Here is a 21788-nt window from a genome sequence, read left to right on the forward strand (position 1 = left end):
TTATGTTTCTAAACCTTAGTACTTGATTCAGTCTATTAATAAAGTATAGGAGGTAGAGAATTAACATGTACACAGCAATAACACTACAGTCAAGACAGTTGGAAAATTTTTTTGGAAGAAACCCTATTAGATCACACTTCTCCTCCTATTATATTCTAGAATATAATTTTAGACATAACTCTCTTCTATCTCATTAGAGAATTCACTATGATTTTCTTCACTTTTTATATTACTTCCAATAATTGCAGCAAAAATAAGTATTACCCCAATCCATTGAATCCAAGTCACATGCTCTGATAAAACTAATGAGGACAAAGTCACAGCAACTGGAAGCTCCGAAGCAGATAATATAGTTCCAAGCCCTGGTCCAACATGAGGCATTCCAATTGAAAATAAAAGTGGTGGAAGAACAACTCCAAATCCCCCCAATATCAATCCGTATTGAGTTAATCCTTTTAACATAGAAAAGTCAAATAAGAATCTTGGTGGAAATAATAAAAATACTACTATTAAAGCACCCGTTGAAAGAAGTGCACTTTTTAATACTGGTGGTGTATCTTTCTCAACTGAACCGCTAAGGAAAATAAACCCAGTATAAGTTAATGCAGCAAGTGAACCCCAAATTGCTCCCTGCCATGAAAAACTCCCTTCCTTCAGTGAACTAACATTTGCAGCCAATACAGAACCAATAAGTACAATACCTATAGACACAAGCTTTTGTTTACTAGGTATTTTCTTATTAAATATCCAATCAAATATTGCACCAATCCAAACAAATTGAAATAAAAAAATTATTGCTAATGAAGCATTTAGTGTTTTTAATGATTGATAATAAAATAAGCCTGTTAACCCAAATGGAATTCCTGATAATAGGAGCTTTAATATTTGTTTAAGTGATAATTTTTTCTTTTTTGTAAATAAAAAAACACACCAAATAAGTATTGTGCCAAAAAAATATTGCCCTCCTGTTACCTCTGTTGATGAAAAACCTGCCGAGTAAGCAAGCTTTACAAATGTTGATAATACTCCATAACAACATCCACCAAAGAAAACAATTAATGCATAATGCCATTTTTTCAAATTTACTCCTCCTTCTTTAAAACGCGAAAAAGCCACACAATTATCATATTGATAATTGTGTGGCGAAAATAGAATTTCTCTAGAAAAATCCACATCCAAAACGGTTTTATTATTAAATTTCCATGTATTATAATAAATACATTAATACAATTTGTCAAGCAAAAAGTAAATATTCTAATATACTGGACAGAACACTCAAAAGTTTTACAAATCAACATCATTCTAGTATCAATTTTATTAACTTGTAATTATAGTTTGTTCTCATAAATTTTAACCTTTAATTCTGTTTTCCATTCTTCTATTTTAGAATCATAGGTTTCTTTTTGTTTTTGTTGCAGTAATGATGCTTTAATCTGATCTTTAACTATTCCAAAGTAAACGATGCAAGACTCGCTTGGCTTCCACCTACATACCTAAAGTATAAAGCATGCACACCATCTGGAATTGAAATATCTGATGAGTATTCCACCCAGTCGTTACTAGTACCTACTTCAATTGTACCAATAGGGGTACCATTCCATTTAGTCATGATTTCAAAGGTTCCGCCAACCCATAAGCCACCACGAACCTTGATTTTAACCTTAGTTACTCCCATGCAATCAAAATATTTAAAGCCTGCTGTAGCTCCATCTCTCATATTTGCAATATAGCCAATTTCTTCGTCTCCATCCTTACCATCTTGGGTAATCTTAGGAAAACGACAATCCATCCAGTCTCCTGGTCCTGCAGTCATTGGTTCTTCATGCTTACAGAATAAATTACATGCAAGGTATGCTGGATATTCACCTTTACCTATTAATGGACCACCATTAGGACCACAAGATGTCATTTCTACTTGAGGAATAGTACCATCTTCAAGTATTTCAATTGGTTCTATGCAGCCTTGTCTACTATAATTAGTTCCATTAGTGTGTCTATGATAGAATATATACCATTGACCTTTTATTTCAACAATACTTCCGTGGTTATTTCCACCATAGAACATTGGCTTTTCAGCTGGTTTGTAAGAATCTATGTACATATCATTATTGCTTACAATTGTTCCTCTGTATACAAAATCCTTAGTTGGATGTTTACTTGTTGCATAACAAAGTTCATGCATATTGATAGATGAATAAATAAAGTAGTATGTTTCGCCTACTTTTCTAATTGAAGAAGCTTCAAAAAATTCATGCCCATCAAATCCAGTACCTTTTCCATATGGTTTACTTGGAGCTAAAGTTATTGGTTCTTCTTTAATAGTAAGCATATCTGTTTCTAGTACTATTGCCATTGATCCTTTTCTTGATTTATCTTCAGGCATACAAAAACCAGTATAAAGGTATACATTATCTCCTTCTGTTATTACGCCAGGATCAAATTGAAATTGATCATTTTCTCTTTCACCAAGAATTGTACCATCCTTATAATGCACATATCCATAAAACTCATACTTACCAGCTGGTGTATCACAAACTGCAACAGACACTATAGGAAAATGATCTAGACAATAATATAAATAATATTTGCCGTCATTGCCTAAAGTAACATCTGGAGCATATAAACATGCTTCTCCATCGGGGTTTTTTGGATCATCAGTTTTTTTATAAATAACTCCTTCGTATTTCCAATCAGTTAAATCATCTACAGGAGCTGACCAGCAAACATAATCGTTCATACAATATGCATGGCTGTTAAATCTATCATGAGAGCCATACACATATACTCTATTACCAAATACATAAGGTTCACCATCAGGGATATATTCCCAAGATGGAAGATATGGATTAAAGCCTTGTCTTTTCATAAATTACCATTCCCTTCATTTTAACTTGGTGGCATTCACCCGAATAACTTGGTTAACTCGTTGAAAGTCATCAATATCATTTTAAAATACTAATAAGATTGAAACAATGATATATTGTAATTTTAAATTGACATATTCTAAGATTATATATATATCAAATCATCCACTTACATTTCATTTAGAAATTCTATATATATGATTGTTCCAACCTTTAAAATACTTTCTACAGTTATTTTTCCTTCATGTGCTTCTATAATCTGCTTTGCAATTGCCATTCCAAGCCCTGATCCTTTGACATTGACATTACTATTTGTACCTCTGTAGTATCTTTCAAAAAGTTTTTTTGTATCTTCTTCTCTAATGCCTTTTCCATTATCCTCAATCACAATATATATTTTATCTTTCTTAGCTATAGATATTTTTATTGTGGTTTCTTTGGAATTATGAATGACTGAATTATATAATAAATTAGTAAAAGCTCTTGTTAAAAGGTTATTATCAAAGTTAAAGTTCACATTGCTTTCTAAGCAGTTAAAAATAATATTTCTATCTTCATATTGTGGGTGGTTTAATATGCTAATAATAACTTCTTTTAATAAACGCGTTAAATTTCCTTCTTGACGATTTACAGGAAGCATACCATTCTTTAACTGATATGTGAAATTTAAATTTTCAACTATGGTTTCTACATTTTGAACATTTTTAAGAATCACTTGTGCATACTTTTTCACTTCATCTAAATCAACAGAATATTCATCAGCTAATATTTCTGCATAACCTTTAATTGGTGATAAAGGTGTTTTTAAATCATGAGAAATGTTGGCTATCCATTCTTCCCTTAAAACCTCAGTTCTTTTTCTTTCCTCTTCACTAGCTTTAAGCTTAATATTCAAAAGATTTAAATTATTAAACACTTCCTTGTACATTCCTTTTTCCTTTATAGGTACATAAGCATTTAATGCAAGATTTTTTATACCTATTACTATTTTTGATAATGTACGATTAATACATATACCATAAATTACAGCAAATAATATAAGTAATATAAACAATCCTATAAAAACAAACTTAATATTTAAATAATTGTCATAATTTAAATACAGTGTTACCTTTGATATTTTTGCTGGAAAACCTATGATATATGCCCATTCTTCTTCATTATTTTGAATACTCCCAACAAACATAGTGAAATCCTTAATTCCACCTCCAGTTTTATATAACTGAACCATTTCCATAGGAGTATAATGATTTAAAGCTTCTTTAGGCGTATTATACACCAATATTACATTTCCTTCTTTGTCCACCATTTGAAAGCTAAGCTTGTATTCTTCTATTTTTTTTATGCCTTCATCTGTTAATTGTGGTCTTCCTTCTTTAAAATATATTTTATCAGAAAAATTCGAAGTAAAGTTTGCTGGCCAGCTAGCCCAATTGGCATTACTGTTTTTATCGTTTATGTTAACATTTAATAAGTAAAAACTTATTCCAATAAAAATTATAATTAAAATAAGAAAAGCAATAAGGAATTTAAAGTATAAATTGAAGACTCTTTTATATCCTAATTTTTTCATTTAAATCACTGCTCATTTCTTTTTACAAGTTTATAGCCTAGTCCTATAACAGTCACTATAATTTCTGGTTTAGAAGGATTTTCCTCAAGCTTTTCTCTTAAATGCCTCACATGAACAGAAATAGTATTATCATAGCCCAAATAATCTTCTCCCCATACTACTTCGCATAATCTTTCCTTATTGACTATTTTGTTTGAATTCTCTGCCAAATATAAAAGAAGCTTATATTCTTTTGCTGTAAGATTTACTTCTATATCCTCCTTATATACTTGGCTATGAGCTTTATCAATAGTAATATTTCCAAACCTTATAGTTTCATTTTTAATTTCTTCTTTTAAGCCATCATATTTTTGTCTTCTAAGCTGTGCCTTTATACGAAAAGCTATTTCTCTTGGACTAAAAGGCTTTGTGATATAATCATCTCCGCCCATACCTAATCCAACAATTTTATCAACATCACTATTCTTAGCAGATAAAAATAAAATTGGGCAATAAGAAAATTCTCTTATTCTTTTACATACTTCAATTCCATCAACATCTGGAAGCATTATGTCTAGTACAACAACATCAGGCTTTTCATCCCTACATATGGTTATACCATCTATGCCGCAATATGCCTTTCTTATATTTTTAAAACCTTCTTTTAACAGAATATCTTCAATTAAATCAGTTATATCTTTTTCATCATCTATAAGTAATATTTTCTTCTCAGCATTGTTTATAAAGTCCACTTCAAAACACCTCTTAATCTATAAAATACCAATCATTCTATATATTAGTATACAGCATTTCGTTTTATAATTCTCATATAAGATTTAACTGATAACAGATAAAAGCATAAATAAATTAATACATATACCACTATAGTTCCACCTACATATTCTATAAGAGCTAATGACCAGCCACAATATTTTAGATAAGCTCCAAGTGCTGCCATGCTGTTAAGAATTGCAAATAAAAGTGGCATCACAAAAATAAAACCTAATTGTTTAGATATAATTCTTAAAGTTTCCTTTGTACTTAAGCCAATTTTAGAAAGTATAGAATATCTATCCTTATCTTCATGTGCTTCTGTCAATTGCTTATAATACATTATGCTTCCAGTGGAAATGACAAAAAGAATTCCAATAAATATACCTATAAATACATAACTGCCATAAAGAGTATGTGTAGATGTGTATATATCATAATATGATGATAAGGGAGATCCATTAGGAATTATCTGTCTAAGCTCTTTAACAACTTTTCCACTTTTTAATTCCTTATCAAAATTATATGTTCTTATAATAGTAAGATTTTTATTATCTTTTAAAAGCTTGTTAAAAGTTATATCTGGTACTACTATAGTAGCTTTTTGAAATTCAGAACCTAAAACACATCTTACATCTGAATCAGAAATATCAAATTCATAAGCTTCATCATTAATTGTTGCATTAAGTTTATCACCAGCTAATCTTCGTCTTCCACTAGCTAAGCTGCTAACTTCAATAAAAAAACATTGGTTTTTCTTACTTATTTCAATATCAGTAACCCTATCTACAATGTCTGTACCTCTATTAAAGCCTGAATTGCTTAAAATATCCTTATATTCAGATTCTGACATTATATACATGTCAAAAGGCCCCTTTAGATCTCGACCAAATGGACCTTTGTATTTATCTGTAAGTCCACTTCCATTTATCATTACATAGTCTTTTTTATAAGTTACTTTAATTTCATTATTATTATTAATAACTTCTTCAACACTTTTATTGATTTTTTCGTTGCTTCCTTCAAACATTACTGAAAATGGACTTCCATTTGGCCCTACTTTTTCAATAAACATGCTAAAACTAAATGTAAAGCAAAGTGCTGTAATTGCAACACTTGATACAACAGCTATTGTTGCGAGAAGATTTGAGTTTCCTTTAATTCTATAGATAATCTGAGATACTCCAATTAGGTTTTCTCCTTTGTAATAGACCCTTTTATTTTTCTCAAATAGCTTTAATAAGTAAATTATTAAATTGTTAAACAATAGATAAGTTCCTAAGATAACAAGTATAATTACAACAAGCCCCTCATACACCATCTTAATGCCACCTGATTCAGCATCTATTATGAAGGCTCCAAAGTATCCGAACACTACCATTAATATTGACAATATTGCTAATGCTTTTGAAAACTTAGGCTGCTTTTCTCCTTCCTTAGAGGCATGAATAAGTTCTATTAGTTTAAATTTATAAATTATTCTATATGCTTTTATTGAATTTAATAAAAATATAACCATAAAAACTAAAATAGTCATTACAACTGATCTAATATCAAAGTTATACTCAATAGGCACTGCTGACTTCATACATAAAGTGAGTATTTTTAAAAAGAATCTTGAGGTAATTGCACCTAAAGGCACCCCAACAATTAGTGCTAATACACCTAGATAAATATTTTAAAAAAACATCAATTTTCCTATTTCCTTTTTTTTTATTCCAACAAGGGAATATATAGCAACTTCTTTCTTTTTGTTTTTTATAAAGAAGCTATTTGAATACCATATAAAAATAGCTGAAAATATTATAACTATGAACGATGCAGCTTCAAAAATAACACCAACTTTAACCTTTGCTGAGCTAAAAGTTTGTATTTGATCAGTGTAATATATAGAATAAAATATCATAAGAATGAAAACAGATATTAATGTACTTATAAAATAAGAAACATAGTTATTAAAATTGTGTTTTACATTATTAAGTCCAAGTTTAAATAATGTCACTTTCAGCACCTCCTACATTTGCAAGAGTGCTAAGTATTTCATTATAAAATTCCTTCCTGCTCCCTGTTTTTTCAAGTTCAGTATCAAGTATTCCATCTTTTATAAATATGATTCTGTTACAATAACTTGCTGCAAATGCATCATGAGTTACCATAACAATTGTTGCTTCATTATTTTGGTTTAATGAAGTAAGATTGTTTAAAAGTTCTGTTGAAGATTTAGAATCAAGAGCTCCTGTAGGCTCATCAGCAAAAACTATCTCTGGTTCAGTAATTATTGCCCTTGCAGCTGCTGTTCTTTGTTTTTGTCCCCCTGAAACTTCATAAGGATATTTACCTAAGATATCTTCAATATTTAAAATGCTGCTAATCTTCTTTAATTTTTCTTCCATAATAGTAACATCTTCTTTAGATAAAGATAGTGGTAAAATAATATTTTCCTTTAAGGTTAATGTATCAAGAAGATTATAATCTTGAAAAATAAATCCAAGCTGTTTTCTTCTGAATAAGGATAATTCGTCTTCATCTAGATTTATAAAGCTTTTTCCTCCAATTGTAATTGTTCCTGAGGTTGGACTATCAATAGATGATATTACATTAAGCAAAGTTGATTTACCTGCTCCTGAGGGCCCCATTATTCCTAGGAATTCTCCTTTAACAACAGAAAAACTCACTCCATTTAATGCATTTGACTCACTTCCTCCGTTTTTCGAACCATAAACTTTTTTTACATTTCTAACTTCCATTATATTCACAATAATCACTCCTGAATGTTTTGCTGCTTTGCAAAACTATTAATCTAAAATTTATCCATATAAGAAAAATAACTTATTATACTTTGTTTTTCTTATATGTCCTAACTTCAGTTATTATTGTAAATGTGCTATTTTAATCTGATTTTAAACTCATCTTAATTTGATCTTAAGTTTTTATCATTTTATAAATCTCAGTGTTTAAAATTTAATAATTGATCTTTATTTTATTAAAAATCTAAGATTATACTTAAGTTAGTCATGGATTATTCTGTATTCCTTTCATATCCACAAGCAATTTATAAATGAAGCCTATTTTATAAGTGGTTACTTATAACAATAAAACTCCGATAAATGCATTATCGGAGTTTTTACCTATTATAATTCCATAATAAATTTTATGGATATGTATATTTTATCTTAAAAATATATATCTGAAAATTCAATATTAAGCTTATCCACATAAAACTTAGAGTCTTCAGCGAAATGATGACTTTGTTTAAATTCACTACTTTCTAATACCCTTACAGGAATCTGAACAATAAATTCACTTCCTTTTTTCAATTCACTCACTACACTAATTGTTCCACCATGTAGTTCAACTAAGGCTTTTACAAGTGATAATCCTATTCCACTTCCTTCATGATCTCTTGCTAAAGTCTTATCAACTTGTACAAAACGCTCGAATATAGAATCCACCTTTTCCATTGGAATACCTCGTCCACTATCTTTAACCCTTATATAAATATTTTCAGTTTTGTCCTCTATATTAATTCTAATATTGCCACCATAAGGAGTAAACTTTACTGCATTTGATAATAAATTCAAAATAATTCTTTCTATCTTTTCTGGATCACAAGCAATTATTTTCTCCTCAGTATTTGTATCAAATATAAGGGTTAATCCTTTATTTTCAATGTGTGCAGCTACTGATAATGTTATATTTTCAACTAAGCTTATTATGTCATAATTGATTTCATTTAACTGTAAGTAACCATTATCTATCTTAGTTATATCAATTAAATTATTAATCAATCTCAAAAGACGATAACAATTTTGTTTCATCATCTTGGTATATTTATGGATTTCTTCAGATGTGTTTAAGCATGAACAGTCTTTTAATTTAAGTTCATACATTTGTAAAGCTGAAAAAATAACATTTACTGGAGTTCTCAGTTCATGTGAAATATTTGCAAAAAATTCTGTTTTAATTCTATCGTGTTCCTTTAATTCATTTATTCTTCTTCTCTCTTCATCAACATTTTTCTGTAATTCTTCCTTCAGCTTTCGCTCAGTTATATTCCTGCATATTCCAATAATACCTACTACATGACCTTTGGAATTGTAGTAAGGAGTTTTTATTGTATCTAATAATATAGAGTTACCATTAGGGTACTTAATCCATTCTTCAAACCTAACAAAATTCTTTTGATTAATCATTTCTAAATCTTTAGTTATAAAGGATTCTGCTATATCTGTTTCAAAAACATCAAAATCTGTCATCCCTATAAGATTTTCTTCCTTAATTCCTGTAAACTCTTCAAAAGCTTTATTGCACCCTAAGTATTTGCTATTAATATCCTTGTAGAAAAATAAATCTGGAATTGAATTAATAATAGACATTAAAAAAGATTGGTTTTGTTGGAATTCTCTATCAAGCTTTTTATAACTTTCTTCACTTTGTTTAAGCTCGCTAATATCTTGAATGACTCCTACTAACTTTTCTGGCATTCCGTTTTTATCGAAATCCATTTTACATTTTGCTTTTAACCATCTCTCAGCTTTATCAATTTGATTTATTATCATAAACTCTCTATTAAGATAATCTCCAGTTTTAATTGACTCATAAAACCATGACATCATATGATTTTTTTGACTTGGGTGAACAAGGTTTAGCCAACCTTGAAAATCCTTGATATAACAATCATTAATACCAAATATTTCATCAAGTATCTCAGAACTACTCCACCTGTCCTTCTTTAAATCATAGGCAAACATCCCAAGCCTTGCTATTTTTTGTGCTTCTTTTAACCAAAACTCATCATTTAGATTCATATATAACCCTCTTACTTTTAACAAAATATATATTTTCTAACTTAATATACCATAACATAACAAATAATTTTCCATTAATTTAACATTACATAATATTATATCCTTAAATATTCTAATTTTCCATATGATCCTTAATATTTTGTTTTAAACTATTTGAACTCAATTCTCTTATTCTATGTTTTCAAATTTATTTTCTATCAACTATAGCTGAACTACCGAGGACAATAAAAAAAACACGACTATATGTAAGCCACTATTTTAACCACATACAAATAGTCGTGTATTTTATAATGGAGGCGAAATGTAATCTCAAAATCCACTATTTAAAGACATATAAAAACACCTAAATAATTAGTGAGTATAATCCAAGTCATCCCATTGTCTAATTTCTGTAGAAATTAATAAAATTTTATATAAACATTACTAACAGTTATTACTATATTTATTAATAACTTCTTTAAGTTTCGTAACTTCAATTGGTTTAGTAATATAATCATCCATACCAGTATTAAGACATATATCTCTATCTCCCCCCATTGCATATGCTGTGGTTGCAATTATAATAATATGCTTACCAGTTAACTTTTCTCTTTCACGAATTATTTTTGTAACTTCAATTCCACTCATATCTGGCATTTGAATATCCATAAGAACTATATCAAAATTCTCGTTTTCAAGTATATCTAATGCTTCTAACCCATTTGAAGCTACTTTTATTTTCCAACCTGTATATTTACATAATTGCTTCATAAATCTTTGGCTGATCATATCATCTTCAATTTGTAATATTTTAATTTCTGGACAAGGTTTATTTTGTACAAACATATTTTGATCATTTGCCCCATCCTTATTAATATTACAAATATCAAACAAACAAGTAAAGTAAAAATTGCTTCCCTTACCATACTGGCTCTCAACATATATTTCTCCACCCATGAGCCTAATGAGATTTTTAGAAATTGCAAGTCCCAAACCAGTTCCTTGAAATTTTTTTGTTGTGGAAATATCCAATTGTGTAAAATAATTAAATAATCTAGGAAGGTCTTCTTCCTTAATTCCAATTCCAGTATCTTTTACAGAAAACATTATCTTAACTTTATTATCAATATCCTCAACCTTATTTACAGATATATTAATTTTACCCTTTTCAGTAAATTTAATTGCATTTCCTATTAGATTACTTAAAACTTGCATTAATCTGCCTTTATCTAAAATGATTTCATTTGGTAAATTATTGTCTACAGTAATATAAAGACTCAGTCCTTTATTCTCCGCTAAATATGTAAATAAATTTCTACTCTCATTCATTAAACTAAATATATTAACACATTCAGGCTGTAATTGAACCTTGCCTACATCAATTACTGAAAGATCGAGGATATCATTAATAATTTGGAGCAGATGTTTTGAAGAAGTTTCAATAGTTTTTACTATATCAGTTTGTTCGCATGTCAACTCTGTGTATTGCAATAAGCTAGTCATTCCTAAAATACCATTCATAGGTGTTCTTATTTCATGGCTCATATTTGCCAAAAACTGACTTTTAGCTGAATTGGCCCTTTCTGCTTCTTCTTTAGCAACCTTAAGCTGACTTTCAGTTAACTTTCGTTCTTCAATTTCTTCTTCTAAAATACAGTTTGTTTCTTCGAGATTCCTATTTACATCCAACAACTCTGAAGTACGTTTATCAACGAGCATCTCAAGCTCAGTATTAAGCGAAAGAAGTTCTTCATTTGTATCTATTAATTTCTCATAAATCTTTGAGTTAAAAAGCATTATTCCTAGAATTGTCATAATTGTTTTTGATAAATCTAAATAGCTTTCCATATAATTAGGAAACATAATATTTTCCACTTCCATATAACCCAGCAATTCATTATCAAAAGTTATCCTGAAAATATATCCTGTTCCAGAGGGAGTAAGAAAATAGTTTTGCTTAAATTCTAAATTTTCAATGTCATATAACTCACTTTTATATGACTTTCCTTGATTGAAAATAAGCTCTCCTTTTTTATGTTCTATTATGGGAAGAAATGCGAGCTGCTTAGCACCAGTCAACATTTCAAATAAAGTAAATATATTTTTAATCAGATCTTCTCGCTTTAAAAGTGTTGCTTTTTTTTCAAAAAAATCAAATACAAGAGCATAATCCGTAACCTGTTTGTTTTTTGAATTTAAAATGTATTCTAGTCTACTAACTTTCCAGTTTATATATGAGTTGTTTATGGTACTCAAAAAGGTATCCAACCCAGCATCTATAATTTCATATTCCATTCCTATATAGTCAGAAAACTCCATTAAATCTGATAAGATATTATTATATGCACCACTGTCAATAAGAACCACTTTTTTGCAGAATTCTGAGAAAAATTCACGTGCATTTTTTTTATTAAATCCATATGTATCTATAATGATGTGTTTCCATCTTCTTAACCAACCTGGTGTAGTTAAGTAATATCCCTTTGAAGCAAGGTATTTTAGTAACTCACTACCAGACAATAATGATATACATGAATTGAAAGTACTTTCACAAGCAAGATTCTCACCTTTTCCAGAACACTTTTGAATTGGAAGCAAAATGACTGCATCTCTGTTATAACCTGAGGCAATAAGACGATCATAAACTTTCTGCCTTTGACAGTTGCAATTAATACAGTCCATTGAATAGTATTTAAATTCAATATTTTTATTTTTTAATATTTCTCCAATACTCTCTGCTTCAATCTTAAAACATTCACAAATCAAAATATATAGTTTATCATCCATACCGTCACCTCCAATTTAATGGATATCTCCCCCACTTATTTACACTTTCTGAGATTTCATACAAAATATCCTCATTAACCTGATAAGGAATATCTCCTATACTGTCACATAGGATAAATCCTCCGCCTGCCCCAGCTTTTCTTATTGCCTCCTTAACATTAAATTCAGCATCAGATGGGGTCCACTTGCACATTTCAATACCATTTAAATTTCCAAGTAAGGTAGCTCTTTTACCGACTTTCTTCTTTATTTCAGCAAGATCGTCAGTATGGCTTACTAAAATAACCTTAATCCCAGCTTCAAGTATTTCCTCAAGTATTGAAGCTGAACTAGCTGAGGAAGTAGCAATGGCTACATCACTTTTAATAGTTGGTATTGTTCTCTTTGCAGAAGGAAATCCGTTTATTAAATATAAGCTTTTAGGAATAACTGAGGATACAGACATAGAATCTATAAATGATATAAATGATGCGCCTGCCATCAATTGCATATTAGCCCATTCAGTGCAAAATTTCTCATTGATTTTTATAAGATGATCTAATAACTCTGGTTTTTCATAAATCAGCTCAATATATTTACCGAAACCCAGTTGAAGAATAGGAAGTGAGAACGGTGATAATACACTACCACTAATAGGTACTGATGTTCCTACTTCACTCCTTAATATTGATATTGTCTCAAGACAGTTTTTAAGAATTTTTGAGTTTTTAACATCAGGCGGTTGTAATTTTAAAATATGGTCAAAATTTTTTATTATTGGTTCGCCAGCATTAGGAGGTCCGTCCTCGTTGAAAATAACTTCACTACCGAAAGCCGCATACTCATGAGCAGCAGAATAAAATGAATTCAAACAATCATTGTGGAATTTTTTAAAAAGCATCATTTGTCCCTTTGCAACATTTTCAGGTTTAGAAAAATAATTTTCAATCGACATATCTAAAAATTTTGCACAATAATGTGTACACATTAGAAACAATGGTACCTTGTCTGGCTCCTGCTTATTCATAGCTGTCAGCACTCTTTCCATAGAAGTATAATTTTTTTCCATTAAGAATCCTCCTCTATCCACCGTTCTATAATAGCAATATTATCAGCTGCGCTTTTACCCATTTCATCAGCGCCCACTTCCTTCCAAAGTGTGCTGTCTATTAAAAAAGGTGCACCTCCAACCAATATTTTTACTGAAGGAGCCTTTTCATGAAACAATTGAGATATTTTCTTGATTTTTAAAGCAGAAGGATACATTAATACGGATATCATAAGTATCTTTATATTATCTTCAGTGACTTTCTTTATTATCTCCTCGGGTTCACTTATAGTACCATAGTCTATAAGCTCAAAACCGCTTGATCTCACCACTGCACTTACAATTCTCTTTCCAAGAGTGTGATAGTCCTCAAGGGTTACTATTGCAATTGGCTTTTCATTCTTAATTGGAAATTTCTTTTCAGCCAAAATTGAGATAGCAATTTCCTCACAAAGCCTACTACTCATATATACCTGAGATAAAGCTACTTCCCCTCTTTCCCATTTATCACCAATAGAAGTCAGAGACTTAACTATATACTCATCTATAAAGTTTATCCCATTTTTTTTAGCTAAAAAATGGGATAGAATATTATTAACTTCGAATTTATTGTAATCAAGCAAAGCCTTTTCAAATGTCTCCCAGTTCATCAATTAGCTCCCTTCTTTATTAAGTATTTTTAGTCTACTTAATATTTTCTTATTACTTAATATTGTAATCGTTTATGCGGGAAAAATTTACGTCTAAGATAATTAAAAATTATTATATGAATTCAATAGATTCTCCTCTTAGGTATGTTAATAAGTAATTGTGCTATTAATCAAGTCATTATAATTATTATACTACTTATTGTTATATTTTCCTATATTTTTTAACATTATTTGTACATAAATTTCCATTAATTAGCACTAAAATTCTTTATTCTTACCTTTGGTATTATCAAATCTTTACACAAATCTTCTTGGTTATGAATAAAAGTTAGATTTTTTTAACAAAAAAATTTCCCAAAACCTTAGTCTTTGGAAACATATAACACATTTGTAATATTCGTTTAAAACCTGAAATACATTCAAAATATATAATCTTCTCATCTATATAATCGGAAACAAACAATACATCTCAGGATAATCCTTTTCTATGGTTTGCTTTGGATATACTTCCACTGTAAATTCATTATTAAGCTTAATCTTTTCATTCTTTGCCCATTTCTTAGCTTCTTTTTGTCTTGCCATTAACTTTGCATCCACAAGATCCTGATGATTTTCTCCATTAAATTCTACCTTCACATATTTTCCTGCTGGAATTGTAAAACCCTTGAACCCTATCTTTTCCTTTTGAATTTCAGTTATTTCAACACCAACTATATAGTCAGGCACTTTATTAAGACAAACTGCATACTCAATATCTTTGTCAGTACGATTCGGGGTATTCTTCTTAATATCCTCAGTGTACTTGTCCCACATCATTCCAAGACTTTGAAAATTAATAGGCAAGCCAGAACTCTGTAAATTCAACCCATAAACTATAATATCTTCCCTAAAGGTTATAACCTCAATATTGCACATTTCATTGTACATTTACAAATCCCCCTTCTAAATATCATAATACCATTTTTATATCATATATAGGTATTTATGTAAATAGAAGTTATATTGCTTTATTGCATTGGTTGAATTAAATCAAAATAACCGGCAACCTTACTTCAAAAACAGTTCTAGTCTCATCACTATATGCCGATATGGTTCCTTGATGCAATTCTATAATATTTTTTGTAATAGCCAGCCCTAATCCAGATCCACCTATATGGCTATTTCTAGACTTTTCCACCCTATAGAATCTATCAAATATATATGGCAAGTCTATTGGTGATATTGATTGACCATAGTTTATAACTTGAACTACTGCCATATTATCTTCCATTTTTGTAGTTACATCTACATAAACCCCATCTCGGCCATACTTAATTGAATTAGACAGTAAATTTTCAAATGCTCTGACTAGTTTTCCTGAATCTGCATTTACTATAAGCTTATCCTCAGAAAAGTTGATTCTTGATTCCATTTCTGCATTTTTAAATTGATATTCAAAACAGGCAACAACCTGTCCTAACAATTCTACTAAATTTATATCAGCTTTATCTAAATTAATGGTGTTATTTTGCATTTTGGTAAGCTCAAACAAATCATTAATAAGTAAATTCAATGCTTTTGCCTTTTCAAATGCTATATTAACATAATATCTTAATCTCACTTCATCTTTATATTTATCAGCATCAATTATTTCCAAATAACCTATTATAGAAGTTAAAGGAGTCCTTAAATCATGAGAAACATTAGTTATCAAATCATTTTTAGTTTGTTGCGCTTTTCTTTCTACTATTGTTATTTCTTTAAGCTGTTTTGATATATTATTTATATTTTCTGCTAAATTCTTAATATCATTTTCCCCATTTACTTCTATTAATCTATCCAAGTCACCATTAGCCATTAATTCAGCTTGATCAATAATAGCTACCAAACTTTTAGTTTTTCTATAGATAATGAGTAAATATGCCACCACAAATAATATGACTCCACTAATTTCCAAACTTGCACCTTGAAAAATTTCAGTGTCAAAAATTCTGAATATTTTAAAGATATAATTAATGAGTTGAATTTTAGTATTTATATATAAATACAATAATATTTTATAAATCACTACTATACTTATATAACTTACTATCACAGCAGTTGCAATCTCTCCTAATGATGATAACCAATATTTATAGAATCTTTTATTTTTCAATTTTATATCCAACTCCCCATATAGTATGAATTATTTTATTTCCTTCCATATGATGTTCTATTTTATCCCTTAATCTGCTCATATGTACCATAACAGTATTATTAGATTGAAAATATCTTTCCTTCCATACCTTTTCAAAAATTTCCTCTGCACTAAAAACTCTTCCTCTATTTGTAGCTAAAAGATATAATATTTCAAATTCCCTAGCTGTTAAATCCACTTCTTTATCATCTACAGTTACAGTATGTTTACTTTTATCTATAACCATTGCTTCAATTCTTATTAAATCTACCGAAGCTTGTATTTTAGTATTTAGATAATATGCTCGTCTAAGTAATGCCTTTACTCTAACTATAAGTTCTAGTTGATTAAATGGCTTACATACATAGTCATCTGCACCTGTCATAATTCCTTTAATCTTATCCATATCCTCTGATTTTGCACTTAACATAAGTATTGGTATGTTATTCTTTTCCCTTACCCTTCTGCAAACCTCTAGCCCATCAATACCTGGCATCATTACATCTAAAACTATTAAATGTATTTCTTCCTTTTCCAAAATATCAAAGGCTTCCTCACCGCAGTTTGCCTTAAATATATTGTAGCCTTCATTACTAAGGTTTATTTCTAGCAAATCTCTTATTTCTTTTTCATCATCTACTACAAGAATATTATTCATTTACTCCTCCATTTCGGAACTATTTTTGTAAGTATTCTTCTAATGTAATTCCATTGTCATGAATATACTTAGCAGCTTCCTTTCCTACATATCTAATATGCCATGGTTCATATTCAATTCCTGTTAAATTTTTCTTTCCATAAGGATATCTTATAATAAAACCATATTTATGGCAATTTTCCGCAAGCCAATCTGCTTCAATAGTTCCCTTTGTAAAATTCCCACTTTTATTAGTGATATCAATGCATAACCCTGTTTGATGTTCACTAAAACCAGGTTTAGCTACATATGCATCTGCAAGCTTTTTTCCTTGAGATTTAACTCTATCCTCATAAATATTTTTTTGTGACTTATAAGATCTATATCCCGAATTACCAAGTAATGTTATATTATCTTTTTTAGCTGCTTTTACTAATTCTTCTAATGGCTTTACAATAATTCCTGCCACATGTTTTTCTTCATTCTCGGCTCCATTCGAAAATGGTATATTAGGTATGCTTAATCTTTCTGGTACATAATTATCGCTTAATCCATGCTTTTCATTTACTAATAGTATTTTTTCCTTTCCATTAGCAGTGGTTACTAAGTAGTCTTTGTCATTAGAACTAAAAATACTTGCATTACCTGTAATATACCAAACTCCGCAAATTATTATTATCAATCCTAGTATTTTCCTATATACTTTTATCATTTCTTCTACTTCCTTCCAAATATCATAATTTCATTGTAGAAGATAAAGTTTACAGGAATTATAAATAAACCTTACGAAATCTTAAGTTTTAAAAAACTAGTATATTTTTTCAATTACTCCATAAATAATTGCACCGCTTTTTTTGCCACCATAATATTTTTCTATTCCTAGCTTTTCAAGCTCATTGGAACCTTGTCTTTCTTTTATTACCACTCTATTTTTGCAGACTCTAAGAGCCTCCATTAAAATCTCTTTTGTTAAGCCTCTGTGATCTGCAAAATCCCTAAAGGAATTTATCGTTGTTGACTTTTTATTTGGTTCTTTAAACATAGGATCAAAGTATACTACATCAAAACTATTATCATTTTGCTTTATAATATAATCTTCATAGGATTCATTAACGACTTTTATATTATTCATAGTTTTGCCATCAACATCCTTATAACTTTCTAATCCACATTTACTTAAATAAGCTATATACTTATTGATTTCTGTCCCTACAACTTTTCCTTTTTCCCCAACCACTGCTGAAAAGACAAGTGAATCACCTGCAAGACCTAATGTGCAATCTAATATACTATTTCCTTCTTCTAATCTTGTTGCTTCTATCATAGCATCTTTATTGCCTTGTCTTATTGATTTAATCTTAAGCTCTGACATATTAGGATGCCAAAATAATGTACTATCCTCACCCTTTATAACAATTTTATCTCTTTCAACTACTAATAAGTAATCAAAACCCTCTTTTAAAATTGTTTTTTTAATGCTACCGTAACCTCTTTTTATATATGGTATATCTAAATCTTTAGATATCTCTTTTGCTTTATAATTTAAACTTTCATTGGTATCTCTTGTAGTTGTAACTGCAATCTTCATCTTTTCCCTCATTTATTATTTATTCATTTGTTTTTTCTAGCTATGATTTATTTTCATGCTAACAATTATTATATACTATATTTCAATTAAAGTTTGAGTTTTATTTGTAAATACTAAAATACAATAAGATAATATATTTTTTATATGTGAGAAAGCGACCCTAATTGAGTCGCTTTCTAGCTTTTATCTACCATTTAATTCTCCAAGAAGAATACAACAACTTTTAATTATAAAATTTCTACATATCCTTCTGTTCCATTTACGCGAATCCTATCTCCATCTTTTATTAATTTAGTAGCATTATCTACTCCTACAACTGCTGGTAAACCATATTCACGTGCAATAACTGCTCCATGGGTCATTAGTCCTCCAACTTCTGTAACTAAGCCTTTTATGGATACAAATAATGTTGTCCAGCTAGGATCAGTAAAGGTGGTGACTAGTATATCCCCGGCTTCTAGCTCAGCATCTTCCAGTTTTAAGATTACGCGAGCTCTTCCCTCTATTACTCCTGATGAAACAGGTAAACCTGCAATAGCTCTAGCTGGAAGATCTTCTCGTTTATACTTACCAGAAAGTGCTTCACCATCAGATGTTAAAACACGAGGTGGATTTAACTTTTCATATAATTTATACTCATTTTTTCGCTTGTTAATGATTTGGTAGTCTATTTTTTCTGTACCTACGACCTGACGAAATTCTTCAATTGTGAGATAGTATATATCTTCTTTTTCAAAAAGGACACCTGCTTCTGTTAGTTTTTTAGCTTCTTCCATCATAGCTTGCTTATAAAGGAAATAACGATTAACCATGCCGTATTTTGGGTATTCACGATAGCCTATAAAATTTCGAATTATATCTATCTTTTGTTTTGTCTCTTTAGCCTTTTGTTCACCATCTGGCAATCTCTTTAATCTTTCTAATAATTCTTGTTCCTTTTTTAAAGCTTCCTGCTTACCGTGCTCAAATTTCCTATTGCTAGCATTAGGTTCTAAATTATTAATGTGACTTAGAATCATAGGCACAAGTATTATTGGCTTCTCACTAAAGCGGGGGTTTGTAATATCAATTTCTCCACTACAGCGCATTCCATATTTGTTCAGATAAGACAATATTGCAGCCTTAGTTTCCTGTCCTCCTTCAAACTCAACTATCTTATCCAAAAAGTTATCATCTTTCACATGATGTAAATAATCAATTATTTTAGAATAAGGTCTAATCACATCTGCTACATTAAGTAGTTCTAATCCCATTTCCGAAGTAATATTATTTGGTACAGATTGAGAAAGGATGTCTGCTACATTTTTTTCATCTAACCACTCATTCATTTTTTCATTGATCCATGCTGAAGCATTAATAGCTGCCATAAATACAGCTGTACTTTGTGGGTCAAATAAAATCCTCTTTAATTCTTTGATATCTTCTATAATAAAATCAAACAAATCTACTCCTGATTTCCTTTGAATATTATGTTTTAATAGCTCTATGGATGCTTGATTCTTCTTAATCAAATCAAAAACTATTGTAGTGTTATTTTCAATTTCTGCTTCTGACTTAGAAGATGACATACTTTTATTAATTTTATGATTATTTTGCTTTTCATTATCCTTTGGTAAAAGTTTTATGAAATCTCCTCGTTCTATTATGGTCATAAGTGCATCCTTCATAAGCGGATCATGTTGCTCCATGTTATTTAATAACATATTTCTGCTATCAGGTGAAGAAAGCATTTGTGTAACGTCAACAAACAATCTTCCACCAGCTTCAAACCTTGGTCCAAAGGATGTTAACTTATATATGGACATTCCCAATGGTTTTATTGGGTCGGTCATCATTTGTTGATGACCAACAGATAAGTAAACATGATTTTCTTCATGGTTTGTTTCAGTTATTGGGTATAAAGTAGTGATTGGACGACTCTGAACAATATAAAATGTGCTATCAACCAAACACCATTCTATATCTTGTGGACAATTGAAATGTTCTTCTATCTTTCTGCCTATGTCTTTAAGGCTTAAAATTTGCTCATCTGTCAACGCTTGAATATTCTGCCTCTCATATTCAATCTCTTGTTTTTTCGTACCACCATCTTCTAAGGCATAAATAGCCAGTTTCTTAGGGGATATCTTCTTATCTAAAATTTTGCCGTCACTTACTTTATATATATCTGCATTTACTAAGCCAGAAACCACGGCCTCACCAAGGCCAAAGCTAGCATCAATTGAAGACACTTTCCTATTAGAAGTGACTGGGTCAGCAGTGAACAAAATTCCTGCTGCCTGCGGAAAAACCATCTTTTGAACAACAACAGATAAGCTAACTTTACGATGATCAAAGCCATTTTTAAGGCGATAAATTATTGCTCTCTCAGTAAATAGTGATGCCCAGCACTTGCTGATATGTTTTAGGATTTCCTTCTTTCCTAAAATGTTTAAATACGTATCCTGTTGTCCTGCAAAAGAAGCTGTAGGTAAATCTTCCACTGTTGCGCTGGAGCGTACTGCATAACCATTATTTTCATTAAGTTTAGAAAGGTTAAGGTTAATCTCTTCAATAATATCTTTAGGGATAACTATACCTTCGATGCTTCTACGAATCTCTCTACTAAGGTAACTGATTTTCTCCCTATCTTCCACTTTTAGAAGTGATAACTCATCAAGTAATTTATTAATATATGACGATTCTCCAATAATTCTTTTAAATGCTCCAGTAGAAATACAAAAACCATCTGGTACATTTATACCTTTAATTTTGGAAAGTTCTCCTAGGTTCGCACCTTTTCCCCCAACAATCATAAGTTTTGATTTGTCAATATCCTGGAACCCAAATACATAATGCATCATACCTTATCCTCCTATGGCAATTCTAGTGAATTAAATTATAACAATAGTAAATGAGAAGAAACAGTCTATATATGCTATTTTTTATATGGTATAATTAAAGTGAAGAGGTTTAGTTTTTAAACCAGTA

Annotated in this window: 17 protein-coding genes; all 17 read right to left on the reverse strand. The window is 29.9% G+C overall.

Annotation, left to right across the window (positions count from 1 at the left end; translation table 11 throughout):
• Positions 1-168 precede the first annotated feature (168 nt).
• Positions 169-1080, reverse strand: a complete 912-nt coding sequence (locus tag GXK56_RS08545) for a DMT family transporter (RefSeq protein ID WP_160687050.1) — start codon at positions 1078-1080, stop codon at positions 169-171.
• A 364-nt stretch (positions 1081-1444) separates the two neighbouring features.
• Positions 1445-2866, reverse strand: coding sequence for a family 43 glycosylhydrolase (locus tag GXK56_RS08550; protein WP_160687051.1), 1422 nt, complete (start codon positions 2864-2866; stop codon positions 1445-1447).
• 167 nt (positions 2867-3033) lie between these two features.
• Positions 3034-4437, reverse strand: coding sequence for a HAMP domain-containing sensor histidine kinase (locus tag GXK56_RS08555; RefSeq protein ID WP_160687052.1), 1404 nt, complete (start codon positions 4435-4437; stop codon positions 3034-3036).
• A gap of 5 nt (positions 4438-4442) precedes the next feature.
• On the reverse strand, positions 4443-5168 hold the full coding sequence (locus GXK56_RS08560) for a response regulator transcription factor (protein WP_160687053.1): 726 nt from the start codon (positions 5166-5168) through the stop codon (positions 4443-4445).
• Positions 5169-5212: 44 nt separating this feature from the next.
• A complete protein-coding gene (locus GXK56_RS08565) occupies positions 5213-6775 on the reverse strand; it encodes an FtsX-like permease family protein (RefSeq protein WP_243156060.1) in 1563 nt (520 codons plus the stop codon).
• A 90-nt stretch (positions 6776-6865) separates the two neighbouring features.
• Positions 6866-7189, reverse strand: coding sequence for an FtsX-like permease family protein (locus GXK56_RS28110; RefSeq protein ID WP_243156061.1), 324 nt, complete (start codon positions 7187-7189; stop codon positions 6866-6868).
• A complete protein-coding gene (locus GXK56_RS08570) occupies positions 7176-7943 on the reverse strand; it encodes an ABC transporter ATP-binding protein (RefSeq protein WP_160687054.1) in 768 nt (255 codons plus the stop codon). The genes GXK56_RS28110 and GXK56_RS08570 overlap by 14 nt, the downstream gene beginning before the upstream one ends.
• A gap of 417 nt (positions 7944-8360) precedes the next feature.
• On the reverse strand, positions 8361-9995 hold the full coding sequence (locus GXK56_RS08575) for a PAS domain-containing hybrid sensor histidine kinase/response regulator (RefSeq protein WP_160687055.1): 1635 nt from the start codon (positions 9993-9995) through the stop codon (positions 8361-8363).
• 423 nt (positions 9996-10418) lie between these two features.
• Positions 10419-12761 carry an ATP-binding protein gene (locus GXK56_RS08580; protein WP_160687056.1) on the reverse strand — a complete coding sequence of 781 codons (2343 nt, stop codon included), beginning with the start codon at positions 12759-12761 and terminating at the stop codon, positions 10419-10421.
• Between the two features lie 4 nt (positions 12762-12765).
• Positions 12766-13809: a uroporphyrinogen decarboxylase family protein gene (locus GXK56_RS08585; protein ID WP_160687057.1), complete on the reverse strand. Its 1044-nt coding sequence runs from the start codon at positions 13807-13809 to the stop codon at positions 12766-12768.
• Positions 13809-14438, reverse strand: coding sequence for a cobalamin-dependent protein (locus tag GXK56_RS08590; protein WP_160687058.1), 630 nt, complete (start codon positions 14436-14438; stop codon positions 13809-13811). The genes GXK56_RS08585 and GXK56_RS08590 overlap by 1 nt, the downstream gene beginning before the upstream one ends.
• Positions 14439-14879: 441 nt before the next feature.
• Positions 14880-15365: an effector binding domain-containing protein gene (locus GXK56_RS08595; protein ID WP_160687059.1), complete on the reverse strand. Its 486-nt coding sequence runs from the start codon at positions 15363-15365 to the stop codon at positions 14880-14882.
• 97 nt (positions 15366-15462) lie between these two features.
• Positions 15463-16572 (reverse strand): HAMP domain-containing sensor histidine kinase, encoded by a 1110-nt coding sequence (locus GXK56_RS08600; RefSeq protein WP_160687060.1) that lies wholly within the window; start codon positions 16570-16572, stop codon positions 15463-15465.
• Positions 16562-17251: a response regulator transcription factor gene (locus tag GXK56_RS08605; RefSeq protein WP_160687061.1), complete on the reverse strand. Its 690-nt coding sequence runs from the start codon at positions 17249-17251 to the stop codon at positions 16562-16564. The genes GXK56_RS08600 and GXK56_RS08605 overlap by 11 nt, the downstream gene beginning before the upstream one ends.
• Before the next feature lie 19 nt (positions 17252-17270).
• Positions 17271-17942 (reverse strand): M15 family metallopeptidase, encoded by a 672-nt coding sequence (locus GXK56_RS08610; RefSeq protein ID WP_160687062.1) that lies wholly within the window; start codon positions 17940-17942, stop codon positions 17271-17273.
• Positions 17943-18038: 96 nt separating this feature from the next.
• Positions 18039-18818, reverse strand: a complete 780-nt coding sequence (locus GXK56_RS08615; protein ID WP_160687063.1) for a class I SAM-dependent methyltransferase — start codon at positions 18816-18818, stop codon at positions 18039-18041.
• 227 nt (positions 18819-19045) lie between these two features.
• Positions 19046-21661 (reverse strand): phosphoenolpyruvate synthase, encoded by a 2616-nt coding sequence (ppsA, locus tag GXK56_RS08620; RefSeq protein WP_160687064.1) that lies wholly within the window; start codon positions 21659-21661, stop codon positions 19046-19048.
• Positions 21662-21788 lie beyond the last annotated feature (127 nt).

The organism is Clostridium sp. C2-6-12 (assembly GCF_009928485.1).
Classification (GTDB): domain Bacteria; phylum Bacillota; class Clostridia; order Clostridiales; family Clostridiaceae; genus Clostridium.